The organism is Rhodococcus shunpengi, from assembly GCF_048381395.1.
Taxonomy (GTDB): domain Bacteria; phylum Actinomycetota; class Actinomycetes; order Mycobacteriales; family Mycobacteriaceae; genus Rhodococcus.
In genome coordinates this window covers 39,818-55,087 of sequence record NZ_JBLWIU010000032.1, presented here as the reverse complement: position 1 = coordinate 55,087, position 15,270 = coordinate 39,818, and the positions used below count along the sequence as shown (strand labels likewise).

The window sequence follows — 15,270 nt, the reverse complement described above, 5'->3', positions numbered from 1 at the left end:
TCGCGCATGGCAGTCGTGAAGATCAACGCAATCGAAGTTCCCGAAGGCGCCGGCCCCGAGCTGGAGAAGCGATTCGCCAATCGGGCGCACACCGTCGACAACTCCCCCGGCTTCCTGGGTTTCCAGCTGCTCCGCCCCACCGCCGGCGAGAACCGGTACTTCGTGGTGACGCAGTGGGAGTCCGAGGAGGACTTCGCCGCATGGCGCGACGGCGACGCACGCGCCGCCCACGCGGGTGAGGCGAAGAAGCCCGTCGCGACCGGCGCCTCGCTCCTCGAGTTCGAGGTCGTCCTCGACGTCAAGAAGTCCTGAGATGTCCGCGTCCGGCGGGTCCGGGCGTGAGTTCACCTATCCGGAGGTGGGAGCGAGCCTGCGTGCCTTCCGCGGCGAGGCGCCGCTCCCCTCCGGTTATCGGCACCTGAGGGTCGAGAGCGAACTGGGCAGCGGCGACACCGTGTTCGAGGTCGCCGCTGCCCGGTTGTTCTCGTGGGACATGCATCGCGGCGCGGGCATGCGGATCCCGGCCGGTACGCCCCTCGCAGTACCCGGCGTCGAAGTGGATCTCGGCTTCGGTCTCGGTCCGGTGCGCGCGTCGGCGCGGTGCCGCGTGATCGACATCGTCGACACCCCGGACGTACGCGGGTTCACCTACGGCACACTCCCGGGCCATCCCGAATGCGGCGAGGAGACCTTCGTCGTCGAGCGCACCGCGGACGGGCGGGTGCGGGGCACGGTGCTCGCGTTCTCCCGCCCCGCCCGCTGGTATACGAAGGTGGCCGGTCCCGTCGGGCACCTGCTCCAGCAGCAGATCGCGCGACGTTATCTCGCGGCACTCACAGCTTGACCGTCACATCGTCGACGGCCTTGCGCAGGAACTGACGGAAGACGTCCACCGGCTGCGCACCCGACACTGCGACGGCGCGGTTGGCCACGAAGAACGGCACCCCCTGCATGCCGATCCGTCGTGCGTCGAAGAGATCGGCGGTCACGGCGTCGGCCGCGGCCTCACCGGCGGGATCGTCGCCGTCGAGGGCTGCGCGCGTCGACTCCGGATCGAGCCCGACCTCGGTGGCGACCTTCACGAGGACATCCACATCGTCGACCACCTCGCCGTCGACGAAATGCGCACGGAACAACGCCTCGAGGACCTCGTCGCGCTTGTCGCCGGCCAGATGCGCGAGCCGATGCGCATCGAAGGTGTTGGCGGCGACGACGTTGTCGAAGTCGATCTCGAGTCCCACGTCGGCAGCGGTGTCCGAGACCTGGGCGAACATCTGCCGGACCTGCTCGGCCGGCATCCCCTTCATCGCGACGAGCGCCTCGATCTCGGGGACCCGTCGCCCGACCGGTGTGTCGGGCGAGAGCTGGTACGACCTCCAGGTGACCTCGATCCGGTCGCGGTCGTCGAAGGACTCGAGCGCCTCCGCGAAACGCCGCTTGCCGATGTAGCACCAGGGGCAGGCGATGTCGGACCAGATCTCGATGTGGGCTGTGGGGAGAAGTACGTCGGGCATGCTCATATTCGGGTACAACCCGGCCCTGACGTGCTCTGTTCCCGGGCCGATCGGTCCATGAACCCGGTCAGCTCTCGAGGGCGGCGTCCAGGGAGATCTCGACGCCGGTGAGTGCCTTGCTCACGGGACATCCCGCCTTCGCGTCCTCTGCGGCCTTGACGAAGCCGTCGGCGTCGAGGCCGTCGACCTCACCCCGCACCTTCAGTTCGATTCCGGTGAGCCGGAATCCGCCCGCCGGGTCGGGCCCCAGCGAGACGTCGGCGGTGACCTCGAGGCTCTGCGGTGTGCCGCCCGCCTCCGCGATCAGTGCGGACAACTGCATCGCGTAGCACGACGAATGCGCGGCGGCGACGAGCTCCTCGGGGCTGGTGGTGCCGTCCGCGTTCTCCGCCGAGCGTTTCGGGAACGACACGTCGAACGTGCCACGGCCCGAGCTGGTGAGCTCCACCTGACCGGAGCCCTTCTGCAGATCCCCGTTCCATGCGGTCCGTGCGGTACGAGTGGGCATGACCTCTCCTTCTCTGCGTGCGACAGCTCTGCATGCGACAGTTCCTTCACGAACCACACTTGCAGAGTCGCGATGGTGGCGAGGGCTGTTCGCGCCAGAGCGTTCCCGATGTCCGGATCAGGCCGATCGCGCCCGGAGTTCGCGGTCGCGTTCGCGGATCGACTGCACGGCTCCGTCCCGTTCGTAGGGCCGTACTTCGAGCCGCCGCTTCACCTCGGCGATCTCCCGCATGCGCTCGGCGTGACCCCGCCGGGCGGCGCGTCCGGCACCACCGGGCACCAGGACACTCAGGCGGTCGCGTAGGAGGTTGCGCGCGAACCACACCGGATACAGCGCCGCCATCGGGCTCAGTCGCGGAACGCCCACGGCGTCGGCGTATCCGGAGCCCAGCGACAGGCGGGCCAGGTCGGCGTGGAAGTGGTAGTGCGCCCAGCTCCTGATGCGGTTCGCCGCGCCGGGGCCGTCGACCCCGTAGATGCGGGGAACGGCCTTCAGCGCGGCCTCGGTGAGAGCGGCGGACGAGTCGTCGGGGTCGACCTCCGACCAGACCGCCAGCCAGATCAGACGCAGGAGCTCGTCGAAGGACGTGACCTGCAGTTCCGCCGTCACGCCCATGGTGTGGGCGACGTAGCGGTAGAGGTGGACGATCGCGTCGCGCTCACGTCGCGAGTACCAGTGCCCGGCCGCCATGACGGCGAGGGCCACCCCGGCGATCGGGATCATCGTCACGCAGTAGTGCAACTGGTTCACGGGCCGGCCGTGCGTGTCGGTGTTCCAGTCGTCGACCCGATCGATCCCGGCACGGATGTAGGCGTGCACGACGCGGACACGGGCGGTGTTCTTCGTCCCCGCTCCGAAGCGCTCCATTCCGCCGGGCGCCGTGCAGTCCATCGACCACGAGACCGTCTCGACGATCCGACCCGCGGCGCGTTTCGCGAGGTCGCCGCCGCGCAACAGCACGTCGTTGACGCGCGGGGAGACGTAGCTGGCCGGGAAGGCGATGGCGGTGGTGAACGCCATGAGGGTGCTCATCGGCATCCGTGCGATTGCCCGCGCAGCGAGATCGAGCTTGTCGTAGTCGACCCAGAACGGCACGTCGTCGAGGGTGGCGATGAACGCTGCCACCTCGGGTGCGGGATCGTCCACGGTCTCGATGCCGTGTTCGAGTGCCTGCTCGAACTGTGTGCGGATGCGGAGCCGGTCGCGGCGCATCGCGGCGACCAGATCGTCGGCCACGGGATCGCAGGTGTGCGCGAACTTGGCGAACGCCCGGGCCTGGGCCCGGGTCGGTCGCACCGAGTCGCCGGCGAGCAACGACATCGCCAGACGCGGGCCGCCCTCTCGCAGGATCGGCTTCGGTGCGAGTCGATCGGTTCGGTCGTGCAGGTGGGCAGTCGACGGGGCATCGATCGTCACGTTTCCTCCTCGTCCGGATTCGGGGATCGACTATGACAAGGATTCCACAATTAGTAAACACTTGATTCCGGAATTGATCGATTCCTGAAGGTCGGTGGTGTTGTGCCACACTCGACGATGTGTCCGAGCCCGAAGCCACCCGCGCGTATCGCGGCGTCGCCCCGGCCGACCGGCGCGCCGAACGCCGCAAGCGTCTCCAGAACGCGGTGATCGACGTCGTCGCCGACGAGGGCTGGTCGGCGGCGACGGTACGGAAGGTCGCGGCCACTGCGGGAGTCGGCCCGCGCTTCTTCTACGAGAGTTTCACCGACATGACCGACCTCGTCACCACCGCCTACGACGAGCTCGGCGCGACCCTGCTCGAACGCGCCGTCGACGCCATCGCGGCGGCCCCCGACGAGCTGCACGCCAAGGCGCGCGCCGCGGTGGGAGCGATCGTCGGCGCCGTCGAACGCAACCCCCAGCAGGGTCGCTTCCTCATCTCCGACGCGCCCCCGCTCGCCGAGCGGAAGAGCGCGTTCATCCGGTCCGCCGCCGACGAACTCGCCAAGCAGAGCGACGCGGTGGGCACCCGCCTCGACTCCCGGCAGGCCGAACTGTGCGCGGTGGTCGTCATGGCCGGTGCCGTCGAGCTCGTCCGCGGCTGGCTCGACGGCACGCTCGACATCCGCCCCGACGAACTCACCGAGATCGTCGCCAGCACCCTGTCGACACTCACCGCGCACATGCCGACCATCGGCAGATGAGCCGGCGGCAAGGTCGGCCACGACCCGCGGCAGGGCAGACGGTCCGGAAGAGCTCTCCTCAGCCCTGCACCGCGGCAGACAACCCGGTCAGAGCCTGGTCGATGTGGGCAGGCCATTCGCGGGGGTCGATCCGGTGCACGCCCGACTCCCCCGCGAACGCACTCGAGATCACCACATCGGGTTCCGCCGTCGCCAGCAGGCGCAGACTGTCGGCGAGCGCACGGGCGTCGCTCATCCCCTCGATGTAGCCGGCCCGCCACTTCCCCGAAGCACCGCGGTACAGCGTGTCGCCGGTGAACAGGTAGCGGGTCCCGTCCGCGCCGGGCACCAGATAGCAGATGCTCCCCACCGTGTGCCCGGGCGTCGGAACGATCTCCACCCCGTTGTCGTCCACGTGACGTTCCGTCAGCGGGACGTCGATGCGGGCGTGCCGGCCGACCACATCGGCCTCCGCCGCCGCCGCGTGGAGTCTCGACCCGAAGCGCTCGGCGATCCTGCCGAGCATCGGGCCGGCCTCGTCCTGGTGGGACAGGTACTGGTCGGTGATCCCACCGAGGCGGTCCAGTGCGTCGAAATCGGACTCACCGGCAACCGAATAGAAGAGCACGTTGTTCTTCCCGGTCCACAGATAGGCGTGCGTCCTCAGCCCCGGGAACGGGTTGTCCTCCTGTGTCTCCCACAGATCGGGCAGTACTTGCCGCATCGCGATACCTCCTGGTCGTCGTCCGGTCACCACCACCGTGCAACCTCGAGCCGACTGGAGGTCAAGTGCGTCGGACGGCGAGAGGGGCGGCACCCTCTCGCGGGTGCCGCCCCTCTCGGTACAGCAGGCGCCTGCTCTCACAGGCAGCAACACGTGCCTGCTCTCACAGGCAGCGGACGCTTATCCGGATTCGGACTCGCCCTCGCTGGACTTGGCCAGCGCGACCGCCGGGGTGTCCGGGACCTCGGCCGGCTTCTCGCTCGGCGTGAACGTGAACTTCGCGTTCTCGCCGGCGCCCTCGCCGTCCCAGCCCTCGACGTCGACGAGGACGATCTGGCCCGCGCCGATCTCGCCGAACAGGATCTTCTCGGAGAGCTGATCCTCGATCTCGCGCTGGATCGTGCGACGCAGCGGACGTGCACCGAGCACCGGGTCGAAGCCGCGCTTGGCGAGCAGCGACTTCGCCTTCTCGGTGAGCTCGATACCCATGTCCTTGTTCTTCAGCTGCGTCTCCACACGTCCGATCATCAGGTCGACCATCTGGATGATCTGATCCTGCGTGAGCTGGTGGAAGACGATGATGTCGTCGATACGGTTGAGGAACTCGGGCCGGAAGTGCTTCTTCAGCTCGTCGTGGACCTTGTTCTTCATCCGCTCGTAGTTCGACTGCTCGCCCGTTCCGGCCGAGAAGCCGAGCCCGACGGCCTTCGAGATGTCGGCAGTGCCCAGGTTCGACGTGAAGATCAGCACGGTGTTCTTGAAGTCGACCGTGCGTCCCTGACCGTCGGTGAGACGACCGTCCTCGAGGACCTGCAGGAGGGTGTTGTAGATCTCCTGGTGGGCCTTCTCGATCTCGTCGAACAGAACCACGGAGAACGGCTTGCGGCGCACCTTCTCGGTGAGCTGGCCGCCCTCCTCGTATCCGACGTAGCCGGGAGGCGCACCGAACAGACGCGACGCGGTGAAGCGGTCGTGGAACTCACCCATGTCGATCTGGATGAGCGCGTCGTCCTCGCCGAACAGGAAGTTCGCGAGCGCCTTGGACAGCTCCGTCTTACCCACACCGGACGGGCCGGCGAAGATGAACGAACCGGACGGACGCTTCGGGTCCTTCAGGCCGGCACGCGTACGACGGATCGCCTTGGCGACGGCCTTGACGGCGTCCTCCTGGCCGATGATCCGCTTGTGCAGCTCGTCCTCCATGCGGAGCAGACGCGTGGTCTCCTCCTCGGTGAGCTTGAACACCGGGATACCGGTCCAGTTGGCGAGGACCTCGGCGATCTGCTCCTCGTCGACCTCGGCGATGACGTCGAGATCGCCCGCACGCCACTGCTTCTCGCGCTCGGCACGCTGCGCGACGAGCTGCTTCTCCTTGTCGCGCAGGCTCGCGGCCTTCTCGAAGTCCTGCGCGTCGATCGCCGATTCCTTCTCGCGACGGGCGTCGGCGATCTTGTCGTCGAACTCGCGCAGGTCCGGCGGCGCGGTCATGCGACGGATGCGCATGCGTGCACCGGCCTCGTCGATGAGGTCGATCGCCTTGTCCGGCAGGAAGCGGTCGTTGATGTAGCGGTCGGCGAGAGTGGCCGACGCGACGAGCGCCTTGTCGGTGATCGAGACGCGGTGGTGCGCCTCGTAGCGGTCGCGCAGACCCTTGAGGATCTCGATGGTGTGCTCCACCGTCGGCTCCCCGACCTGCACCGGCTGGAAGCGGCGCTCGAGAGCGGCGTCCTTCTCGATGTACTTGCGGTACTCGTCGAGGGTCGTCGCACCGATGGTCTGCAGCTCACCGCGGGCGAGCTTGGGCTTGAGGATCGACGCGGCGTCGATCGCGCCCTCGGCAGCACCGGCACCGACGAGCGTGTGCAGCTCGTCGATGAACAGGATGATGTCGCCGCGGCTGTTGATCTCCTTGAGGACCTTCTTCAGGCGTTCCTCGAAATCGCCGCGGTAACGGCTGCCGGCGACGAGCGAGCCCAGGTCGAGCGTGTAGAGCTGCTTGTCCTTGAGGGTCTCGGGGACCTCACCGTTGACGATGGCCTGCGCGAGGCCCTCGACGACGGCGGTCTTACCGACACCCGGCTCGCCGATGAGCACCGGGTTGTTCTTCGTACGACGCGACAGCACCTGCATGACGCGCTCGATCTCCTTCGCCCGGCCGATGACCGGGTCGAGCTTGCCCTCGAGAGCTGCCTGCGTGAGGTTGCGGCCGAACTGGTCCAGGACGAGCGACGTGGACGGAGTGCCGGTCTCGCCACGGCTCGTGCCGGATTCTGCGGGCTCCTTGCCCTGGTAACCGGACAGCAGCTGGATGACCTGCTGACGCACCCGGTTGAGGTCGGCGCCGAGCTTGACGAGCACCTGCGCCGCCACGCCCTCACCCTCGCGGATGAGACCGAGCAGGATGTGTTCGGTACCGATGTAGTTGTGTCCGAGCTGGAGCGCTTCGCGAAGGCTCAGCTCGAGGACCTTCTTGGCACGAGGAGTGAAGGGAATGTGCCCCGAGGGCGCCTGCTGACCCTGGCCGATGATCTCTTCGACCTGGCTGCGCACACCTTCGAGGGAGATACCCAACGACTCGAGCGACTTCGCCGCCACACCCTCACCCTCGTGGATGAGGCCGAGGAGGATGTGCTCCGTGCCGATGTAGTTGTGGTTGAGCATCCTGGCCTCTTCTTGAGCCAGGACAACGACGCGCCGCGCGCGATCGGTGAACCTTTCGAACATCGCACTCCCTCACACTCTCCGGCCGCCGGTCCGGTACGCCGATCGTCCCGCACCCTGCTGCCGCTCTTAAGCTCCGGCACTCGAGTCGTTCGTCGGAACCTTTCAGAGGTTCCAAGCTCCCACTCCACACTCTAGTGGTCGTGGTATCGACTCGCTTTCCCTCTACCCTTCGGAAGGCGGCGAGAAAACCCGGTTTCAGAAGTTAACGCTGCACGTGGCGGATACGTTTCCGCAAGCTGTACGCCACAAGCGAACAGCGGCAGTGGAAGATCAACGGGCGAAGAATCGCTCGATCCTGCGTCCGAGGCTCCGCGAGGCGCGTTCGGGATCGGCCAGAGCACTTTCTGCGAGGACACTGTCCTCGTCCGACACCGTACCCGGTTCGAACGGCCGCAGCGAACGTCCCGGGCCACGCAACCGTTCGATGGTGGAGATGAGCGAGCCGCCGTCCTTCGTGGCCTCGGCGATCGCTTCGGGGTCGACGTCGAGGTGTTCCGCCACCAGGATGTTGCGCAGCTCGACGGCCGCGCGGCCGACCGCGTCCCCGGGTTCGGCGGCTTCGATCGCCAGGTCGCATTCGGTGTCGAAGCCCATCGAACGATTGTTCAGGTTCGACGACCCGATCCGCAGCAGCGTCTCGTCCATCACGACGACCTTCGCGTGCACGTAGATCGGCTCACCGCCGGCGGTGACGGGATAGTAGGCGGCGAATCGGCCGTGCACGTCGGCCTCCCACAGCATGTGCAGCAGGGCACGCCGGGCACCGTCCATCGCCTTGCGTTCGAGCCAGCCCTCGGCGTTGCGCGGGATGACCACCACGATCTCGGGGCCGTCCGGTTCCTGCAGTCGTTCGGCGAGCGCGTCCGCGATCCTGCGCGAGGCCAGGTACTGACTCTCGAGGTAGAGGGTGTGCCGGGCCTTCTCGATCACCGACAGGTACAGCGCCTCGATCTCGTGGACGCCGTCCTTCCCGTCGTAGGTGGGCAGGGTGCGAGCGATGCCCACGTCGACACCGCGGAGGGTCGGTTCGAGATCGTCGGGCCAGATCGGTTCCGGCTCCGGCACGGGCTCGATTTCCTCCCCCGTGGCCGCCTTCCACCGGGCGCGGGCCTGGTCGCCGAGGGCCCGCGCGGCATCACCGTCGACAGCGGTCGTCACGTCGTGCCACGGCCCGTAGCGTTTACCGCTCGGCTCGCGCCGGTATTTGCTCCGGTCGGGATGATCCGGGGTGTCCCAGCGGTCGACGGTCATATCGATACCGCCGCAGAAAGCGATGCTGTCGTCGACGACGAGAATTTTCTGATGATGCGCCGCGCCCACGGGATGCGCCCCGTCTATTTCGAAGTGCAAGCGTGGGTCGGTGAGCCAATCGAGCACGAACACCGGCGTCATTCCGCGCGCGAGGGCACTGAACGCACCGATGTTCCACTTGAGGAGATAAATATCGAGATCGGGACGTCGTTCGGGAAGCCATTCGAGGAATTCACCGAGTTTGTTCGGTCCCTCGAGAGTCGCGCCGTCGGGTTCGAACTTGATCCGGGTGTCGAAATCCCATCCGATCAGCATGATGCGCTTTTCCGCGCGGAGCATCGCCGACTTGGCGTGACGGAAATAGTCGGCCGCGTCGACTATGCAGGTCAACCTCTCCGCTCGCGCGATTCGCCAGCAGGTGGAACCAGGTTCGAGCACGGTCTCGGCCATGAGCGGATGCTACTCCCCGACCGCATCGTGCCGGCTCGACCGCACGATCGGGTGGTGTGACGGGCGCCACTGTGTCGCAACCGAACCCGTCCACCGACGACTGTGGGGCGCCGTCCACGGATGGACGACGCCCCACGGACGAGGATGTCGTCAGTGCGCCTTGTTGTACGCCTCGACGATCTCCGCAGAGATTCGGCCACGCGCCGAAACCGGCAGATCGTTGTTCCGTGCCCATTCACGGATAGCGGCCGTCTGCTCGCGACCCGCACTTCCGGATCCGCTCTTGCGCGCAGCCGGCGCAGTTCCGGCCGCGGTCTTGCTCCGCTTACGGCCGCCGACCTTGCGAGCGTGTTCGATCCAGAATTCCAACTGCTCGCGCAGCCGTGCCGCATTGTCCTCGGAAAGGTCGATCTCGTACGTCACTCCGTCGAGACCGAACTCCACCGATTCGTCCGCCGCCGATTCCTGATCCACATCGTCGATCAGGGTGACAGTGACTTTCTTCGCCATGTGGTGTAAATCCTCTCGCATGCGCTTCCCCCCGCGGGACGGGCACCACACTACCCGCCGATTAACGCATCGCAATATGGAGCGGCGAAATCCGATTAACGGGTGTTCGGTCGGACAATCGGGAACAGGATTGTTTCGCGGATTCCCAGACCGGTAAGTGCCATCAGCAGACGGTCGATTCCCATTCCGGTACCGGTGGTCGGCGGCATTCCCTGTTCCATCGCGGCGAGGAAATCCTCGTCGAGGACCATTGCCTCGTCGTCACCTTCCGCAGCCAGGCGTGCCTGGTCGACGAAGCGCTCGCGCTGAATCACCGGATCGACGAGTTCCGAGTAACCCGTGGCGAGTTCGAAACCGCGGACGTACAGATCCCATTTCTCGGTGACCCCGCGCACGCTGCGGTGATCGCGGGTCAGCGGCGACGTCTCGACGGGGAAATCACGCACGAAGGTCGGCTCGTTCAGCTGGTCGCCGCACATGTGCTCCCAGAGTTCCTCGACGAGCTTGCCGTGGCCCCAGCCCTTACCCTCGGGAATCTCCAGACCGACGCGATCCGCGAGAGCCGTCAATTCCTCGAGCGTGGTGTCAGGGGTCACGTCCGTGCCGATCGCCTCGGACAGCGAGGGATACATTTCGAGGGTTTTCCATTCACCCCCGAGGTCGTATTCCGTACCGTCGGCGAGCGTCACCACATGGCTGCCGAAGACCGCGAACGCGACCTCCTGGATGATCTCGCGGATCATCCGAGCCGAATCGTCGTAGGTGCCGTACGCCTCGTACGTTTCGAGCATCGAGAATTCCGGCGAGTGCGTCGAGTCGGCACCCTCGTTACGGAAATTGCGGTTGATCTCGAAGACCTTCTCGATACCGCCGACCACGCAGCGCTTGAGGAACAGCTCCGGCGCGATACGCAGGTACAGGTCGATGTCGAGCGCGTTCGAGTGCGTCACGAACGGACGGGCCGCCGCGCCGCCGTGCAGGGTCTGCAGCATGGGCGTCTCGACCTCGAGGAAGCCACGACGCTCGAGTGCGTTGCGTAGCTCGCGCACCACCGCGACACGCATGCGCGCGTTGCGGCGCGCTTCGGGACGCACGATGAGGTCGACGTAGCGCTGACGCACCCGTGCCTCTTCGTTCATCTCCTTGTGCGCGACCGGCAGCGGACGCAGCGCCTTCGACGCCATGGTCCACGAGTCGGCCATGACGCTGAGCTCACCTCGACGGGAGCTGATGACCTCGCCGTGCACGAACACGATGTCGCCGAGGTCGACCTCGGACTTCCAGGCGGCGAGCGCCTCCTCGCCGACGCCGGCGAGGCTGAGCATGACCTGCAGCTGGGTGCCGTCGCCCTCCTGCAGCGTCGCGAAGCACAGCTTGCCGGTGTTGCGCGAGAACATCACGCGGCCGGCGACGCCCACGACGGTGCCGGTGGCGGTGTCGGGTTCGAGGTCGGGATACTCGGCGCGGATCTCCGCGAGCGTATGGGTACGCGGGATCTCGACGGGATAGGCGTCCGAGCCCTGTGCCAGGAGCCGTTCGCGCTTCTCGCGGCGGACCCGCATCTGCTCGGGGGTGTCGTCGGGCTGCTGAACGGTGGCATCACTCACGGGTAACCAGACTATCGGACACCCGAGGTCACTATTCCTGCAGATGCGCGCTTTCAGTGAGCGGTGACCCGCGCCACGTCCTGCGCGACGTGCTGGGCCTCGGCGACTGCGCCGACCAGGCGGGCCGCGCGGATGGCGTCGTAGCCTCCGACGAGGTGGGTGACCCTGCGCAGACCCTGCGCGTGCAGTTCGGTGACCACACCGTGCGAGCTCACGCCGTCGGACGAGACGAGGATCCATTCGACGTCGCGGTCGACGGCGAGGGCGAGACGGCCCTTGCCGCTCGGATCGAGTCGCTCGGCGACGAGATCGACGGAGATGGCGAGTGCACCGGGAAGTGTTCCCTGAGCTGCACGTTCGGCGTTCGAGCGGATGTCGACGACGACGGCTCCGCGGGCGACCGCTGCGGACAGTTCGGTGGGGTACGTGCGCTCGACGGCAAGCCGGTGGAAGGCGACCGGAGCAGCGGTGGAAACAGAAGTGGTGGAAAGAAGCGCAGCGCGCATGAGAAAACTCCCAGGAATGTGTTATCGGTCGAGGCGGCGGTCAGCCTCGACAACACTCCTGGGTGCTCATGCAACGGATCACGAAGAACATTTTTACACAGAATGGCGCTCAGCGGAACCCGCAGTTCCGCGTGCCGCTCGTCTCACCTGGTTCCGCTCGTACACCAGACGCAGTCCCTCGAGGGTCAGATCCGGCTCGTGGTGCTCGAGAGTGCGCGACTCCGGCATGATCAGCGGCGCACTGTCGCCGGTGCCGATCACAGCCACGTCGTCGCCGTCGAAACCGGGCACCTCGGCGCAGATCCGCCGCACGATGCCGTCGACCATCCCGGCGAACCCGAAGACGGCCCCGGACTGCATGCACTCGACGGTGTTCTTGCCCAGAACACCTCGGGGACGGAGCAATTCGACCTTCCGCAGTGCCGCCGACCGCGACGCCAGCGCATCCATCGAGATCTCCACACCCGGAGCGATGGACCCGCCGAGGAACTCCCCCTTGCCCGACACGACGTCGACGCACGTGGACGTCCCGAAATCCACGACGATGCACGGGGATCCGTAGAAGTGGTAGGCCGCCAGACTGTTGACGATGCGGTCGGCGCCGACCTCCTTCGGGTTGTCCACGAGCAGCGGCACTCCCGTGCGCACCCCCGGCTCCACCACGACGTGCGGCACCGACGACCAGTAGCGGTCGAGCATGACGCGCAGCTCGCGCAGCACCGACGGCACGGTCGACAGCGCCGCCACCCCGGTGACCTGCTCGGCGGATTCGCCGAGCAGACCGCGGAACAGCAGGGCGATCTCGTCGGCGGTCATCCTGGGATCGGTACGGACGCGCCAGTCGCGCAGCAGCCGCGCGTGCGAGCCGCTGCCCGCGAACACTCCCAGGACGATATTGGTGTTGCGGACGTCGACGGTGAGGAGCACCTCTAGACCAGGGACGGCGAGTCGAGGGTCGACAGCATCCGCGGCGTGATCAGGCCCGAGCCCTCGGGAGCGTGGGCGGGATCGTTGCCGAGCTCGACCTGGCGGTTGTCGGCGTCGACGAACACCACGCGCGGGTTGTAGTCCTTGCACTCCTGCTCGTTCATCACGCCGTAGGCGATGAGGATGACGAGATCGCCGGGGCTGACGAGACGTGCTGCGGCACCGTTGATCCCGATGACGCCCGATCCACGCTCACCGGCGATGACGTACGTCTCGAGCCGGGCGCCGTTGTCGATGTCGACGATGCAGACCTGCTCGCCCTCGAGCAGATCCGCGGCGTCCATCAAATCCTGGTCGACGGTCACCGAACCGACATAGTGCAGATCCGCGTGGGTGACCGTGGCGCGGTGGATCTTCGACTTCATCATGGTGCGGAACATGCTCGTCCTCGGTTTCTTTCTCGTTTCCGAATTCGATCGGTGGGTCAGCGGTTCGTCAGGTTGTCTTCGGCGTCGGGATCCACCGGGCCGGTGGCTCGTTCGAGGAAACCGGTGCCGACGGCGACCCCGACGTTGTCGATGAGGCGTGTGGAGCCGAGCCGTGCGGCGACGAGCAGTCGGCCGTCGCCGCGTTCGGGTGCCGGCCCCAGATCGGCGCCGCGCACCTCGAGATAGTCCACCTCGATCTGCGGGCTCTGCGCGAGCACGTCGCGTGCCGTGGACAGGATCGCCTCGGATCCGCCTGCTGCGGCGTGTGCGCCGGCGACGAGCGCCGCAGACAGCGTGGTCGCGATCTCGCGCTGCTCGGGGTCGAGATAGCGGTTGCGGGAGGACAGTGCGAGCCCGTCCTGTTCGCGCACGGTGGGAACGCCGAGGATGCGGATGTCGAGATTCAGGTCGGCGACCATCTGACGGATCAGGGTGAGCTGCTGGTAGTCCTTCTCACCGAAGAACGCCGTGTTGGGACCGACGATGTTGAACAGCTTCGCGACGACCGTCAGCATGCCCGCGAAATGCCCGGGGCGCGAAGCACCTTCGAGCTCCGACCCGAGCGGACCCGGGTGGATCGTTGTGCGCGGGCCCTGCGGGTACATCGCCGAGACCGTCGGCACGAAGGCGAGTTCGACGCCCGCTTCGCGGAGCAGTTCGAGGTCGGCGTCGAGAGTGCGTGGGTAGGCGTCGAGGTCCTCGTTCTTCCCGAACTGCAGCGGGTTGACGAAGATCGACACGACCACGACGGCACCGGTGAGCTTGGCCTGGCGCACGAGTTCGAGGTGACCGGTGTGCAGCGCACCCATCGTCGGCACGAGTGCGACGGTGCGGCCGACGCCGCGCAGAGCCCGGGTGACCTTGGTCAGGCCTGCGGGATCGTGGTGAACGGTCAGTTCACCTCGCACGTATCCGCGCTGTCCTGCTTCACTCACCGTATTCAGCTCCTTCGAGAATTGCCATCAGTTCCGGCTTCGACCCGGTCCGTTGCGCCGATCGCAGCGACAGCGCGCGGTACCCGGCGGCGATCTGCGGGTCGACGGCCTCGAGCGCACGCAGGTGCGCGGCCACGGCGTCGGCATCGCCGCGCGCGACCGGCCCGGTGAGGGCCGAGGGCCCGCGCCGCAGCACGTTGTCGAGCGCCGCGGAGAGCAATGGCTGCAACACCCGCTCGGCGACTCCACCGGGGGCGTCGTCGACGAGTTGCTGGCCGAGCAGTTCCTCCCCCTGCAGGGCGCTGCGCAGCGCCTCGACGGCGTCGGCGACCAGCGTGACCAAGTGGTTGCTGCCGTGCGCGAGCGCGGCGTGGTAGGTCGTGCGCATGGACTCGGGGACGCGGACCGGCTCGCCGCCGATCTCGAGGACGAGGGACTGCGCGATGGCGTAGCCGATCTCGTCGGCGGCCGTGATGCCGAAGCACGCGGAGGAGAGCCGGTCGATGTCCTCGTCATGGCCGGTGAAGGTCATCGCGGGATGGATCGCGAGCGGCACGGCGCCCTGCTCGGTCAGCGGCTCGAGGATCGCGGTGCCGTGGGCACCGGAGACGTGGACGACGATCGTGCCGACGGCGACCGAACCGGTGGCTGCAAGGCCCTTGACCAGGGACGACAGTTCGGTGTCGGGAACGGCGAGAAGAAGGAGATTGCAGCGGCCGGCAACCTCGTCGACCGGCAGGATCTGCGAATCCGGCAGGCGGGTGGCGGCACGGTGCCGCGAGACGTCGGAGACGGCCGAGCAGGCCACGACGACATGACCGACGCGTTCGAAAGCTGCGCCGAGTGCAGTGCCGACCCGTCCGGCGGACACGATTCCTACCGACAGGCGCGCAGGCGCGGGTGCGTTGGTGATCCCGAAGGAATTCACGGGAGTCCTCTCGTTCGTTCCAGTCCCGCTCAGCGGGTACCGGACGTTCCGCTCGAC

Annotated in this window: 16 protein-coding genes; 3 read left to right on the top strand and 13 right to left on the bottom strand. The window is 67.1% G+C overall.

Features of this window, described 5'->3' with window-relative positions:
* The first annotated feature begins 6 nt into the window (after positions 1–6).
* Together ACNJ7K_RS18735 and ACNJ7K_RS18730 are read left to right on the top strand one after the other, a co-directional pair.
* Positions 7–312 (top strand): antibiotic biosynthesis monooxygenase family protein, encoded by a 306-nt coding sequence (locus ACNJ7K_RS18735; protein ID WP_006550495.1) that lies wholly within the window; start codon positions 7–9, stop codon positions 310–312.
* Between the two features lies 1 nt (position 313).
* Positions 314–844, top strand: a complete 531-nt coding sequence (locus ACNJ7K_RS18730; protein ID WP_487042047.1) for a DUF1990 domain-containing protein — start codon at positions 314–316, stop codon at positions 842–844.
* Here ACNJ7K_RS18730 and ACNJ7K_RS18725 read toward each other — a convergent pair.
* The 3 genes from ACNJ7K_RS18725 to ACNJ7K_RS18715 all read right to left on the bottom strand — a co-directional run bounded on the left by ACNJ7K_RS18725 (position 834) and on the right by ACNJ7K_RS18715 (position 3,438).
* The gene (locus ACNJ7K_RS18725; RefSeq protein ID WP_159416832.1) at positions 834–1,520 is read right to left on the bottom strand and encodes a DsbA family oxidoreductase; all 687 of its coding nucleotides are present in this window, start codon (positions 1,518–1,520) and stop codon (positions 834–836) included. The genes ACNJ7K_RS18730 and ACNJ7K_RS18725 overlap by 11 nt on opposite strands.
* A gap of 61 nt (positions 1,521–1,581) precedes the next feature.
* A complete protein-coding gene (locus ACNJ7K_RS18720; protein WP_060653552.1) occupies positions 1,582–2,022 on the bottom strand; it encodes an OsmC family protein in 441 nt (146 codons plus the stop codon).
* Between the two features lie 117 nt (positions 2,023–2,139).
* Positions 2,140–3,438: an oxygenase MpaB family protein gene (locus ACNJ7K_RS18715; RefSeq protein ID WP_120281269.1), complete on the bottom strand. Its 1,299-nt coding sequence runs from the start codon at positions 3,436–3,438 to the stop codon at positions 2,140–2,142.
* A gap of 119 nt (positions 3,439–3,557) precedes the next feature.
* On the opposite strand from ACNJ7K_RS18715, the gene ACNJ7K_RS18710 reads away from it, so the two are divergent.
* Positions 3,558–4,184 carry a TetR/AcrR family transcriptional regulator gene (locus ACNJ7K_RS18710; RefSeq protein ID WP_060653547.1) on the top strand — a complete coding sequence of 209 codons (627 nt, stop codon included), beginning with the start codon at positions 3,558–3,560 and terminating at the stop codon, positions 4,182–4,184.
* A 58-nt stretch (positions 4,185–4,242) separates the two neighbouring features.
* Here the strand turns inward: ACNJ7K_RS18710 and ACNJ7K_RS18705 are convergent, their stop codons facing one another.
* From ACNJ7K_RS18705 to ACNJ7K_RS18660, 10 genes are all read right to left on the bottom strand, one after another.
* Entirely contained in the window at positions 4,243–4,887 is a 645-nt protein-coding gene (locus ACNJ7K_RS18705; protein WP_159416833.1) for an MBL fold metallo-hydrolase, read from the bottom strand.
* Between the two features lie 180 nt (positions 4,888–5,067).
* Entirely contained in the window at positions 5,068–7,611 is a 2,544-nt protein-coding gene (locus tag ACNJ7K_RS18700) for an ATP-dependent Clp protease ATP-binding subunit (RefSeq protein WP_120281267.1), read from the bottom strand.
* A 270-nt stretch (positions 7,612–7,881) separates the two neighbouring features.
* On the bottom strand, positions 7,882–9,312 hold the full coding sequence (locus ACNJ7K_RS18695; RefSeq protein WP_120281266.1) for a phospholipase D-like domain-containing protein: 1,431 nt from the start codon (positions 9,310–9,312) through the stop codon (positions 7,882–7,884).
* Between the two features lie 150 nt (positions 9,313–9,462).
* Positions 9,463–9,822, bottom strand: a complete 360-nt coding sequence (locus ACNJ7K_RS18690; protein WP_006550504.1) for a histone-like nucleoid-structuring protein Lsr2 — start codon at positions 9,820–9,822, stop codon at positions 9,463–9,465.
* A 95-nt stretch (positions 9,823–9,917) separates the two neighbouring features.
* Positions 9,918–11,384: a lysine--tRNA ligase gene (lysS, locus tag ACNJ7K_RS18685; protein WP_230788602.1), complete on the bottom strand. Its 1,467-nt coding sequence runs from the start codon at positions 11,382–11,384 to the stop codon at positions 9,918–9,920.
* A 98-nt stretch (positions 11,385–11,482) separates the two neighbouring features.
* Positions 11,483–11,935, bottom strand: a complete 453-nt coding sequence (locus tag ACNJ7K_RS18680; protein ID WP_159416836.1) for a rhodanese-like domain-containing protein — start codon at positions 11,933–11,935, stop codon at positions 11,483–11,485.
* Between the two features lie 93 nt (positions 11,936–12,028).
* Entirely contained in the window at positions 12,029–12,862 is an 834-nt protein-coding gene (locus ACNJ7K_RS18675; protein ID WP_006550509.1) for a type III pantothenate kinase, read from the bottom strand.
* Between the two features lie 2 nt (positions 12,863–12,864).
* On the bottom strand, positions 12,865–13,302 hold the full coding sequence (gene panD / locus ACNJ7K_RS18670; protein ID WP_060653532.1) for an aspartate 1-decarboxylase: 438 nt from the start codon (positions 13,300–13,302) through the stop codon (positions 12,865–12,867).
* A 44-nt stretch (positions 13,303–13,346) separates the two neighbouring features.
* Complete coding sequence (panC, locus tag ACNJ7K_RS18665) at positions 13,347–14,285, bottom strand: pantoate--beta-alanine ligase (protein WP_120281263.1); 939 nt, start codon at positions 14,283–14,285, stop codon at positions 13,347–13,349.
* Entirely contained in the window at positions 14,278–15,213 is a 936-nt protein-coding gene (locus tag ACNJ7K_RS18660) for a Rossmann-like and DUF2520 domain-containing protein (RefSeq protein ID WP_230788545.1), read from the bottom strand. Before ACNJ7K_RS18660 ends, panC begins: the two co-directional genes overlap by 8 nt.
* Positions 15,214–15,270 lie beyond the last annotated feature (57 nt).

Bases quoted from the DNA above. Each gene is read 5' to 3' on its own strand.
- ACNJ7K_RS18680 (WP_159416836.1), bottom strand. From the start codon at position 11,935: ATGCGCGCTGCGCTTCTTTCCACCACTTCTGTTTCCACCGCTGCTCCG.
- ACNJ7K_RS18690 (WP_006550504.1), bottom strand. From the start codon at position 9,822: ATGGCGAAGAAAGTCACTGTCACCCTGATCGACGATGTGGATCAGGAA.
- ACNJ7K_RS18695 (WP_120281266.1), bottom strand. From the start codon at position 9,312: ATGGCCGAGACCGTGCTCGAACCTGGTTCCACCTGCTGGCGAATCGCG.
- panD (WP_060653532.1), bottom strand. From the start codon at position 13,302: ATGTTCCGCACCATGATGAAGTCGAAGATCCACCGCGCCACGGTCACC.
- ACNJ7K_RS18700 (WP_120281267.1), bottom strand. From the start codon at position 7,611: ATGTTCGAAAGGTTCACCGATCGCGCGCGGCGCGTCGTTGTCCTGGCT.
- ACNJ7K_RS18705 (WP_159416833.1), bottom strand. From the start codon at position 4,887: ATGCGGCAAGTACTGCCCGATCTGTGGGAGACACAGGAGGACAACCCG.
- ACNJ7K_RS18735 (WP_006550495.1), top strand. From the start codon at position 7: ATGGCAGTCGTGAAGATCAACGCAATCGAAGTTCCCGAAGGCGCCGGC.
- lysS (WP_230788602.1), bottom strand. From the start codon at position 11,384: ATGCGGGTCCGCCGCGAGAAGCGCGAACGGCTCCTGGCACAGGGCTCG.
- ACNJ7K_RS18720 (WP_060653552.1), bottom strand. From the start codon at position 2,022: ATGCCCACTCGTACCGCACGGACCGCATGGAACGGGGATCTGCAGAAG.
- ACNJ7K_RS18725 (WP_159416832.1), bottom strand. From the start codon at position 1,520: ATGAGCATGCCCGACGTACTTCTCCCCACAGCCCACATCGAGATCTGG.
- ACNJ7K_RS18730 (WP_487042047.1), top strand. From the start codon at position 314: ATGTCCGCGTCCGGCGGGTCCGGGCGTGAGTTCACCTATCCGGAGGTG.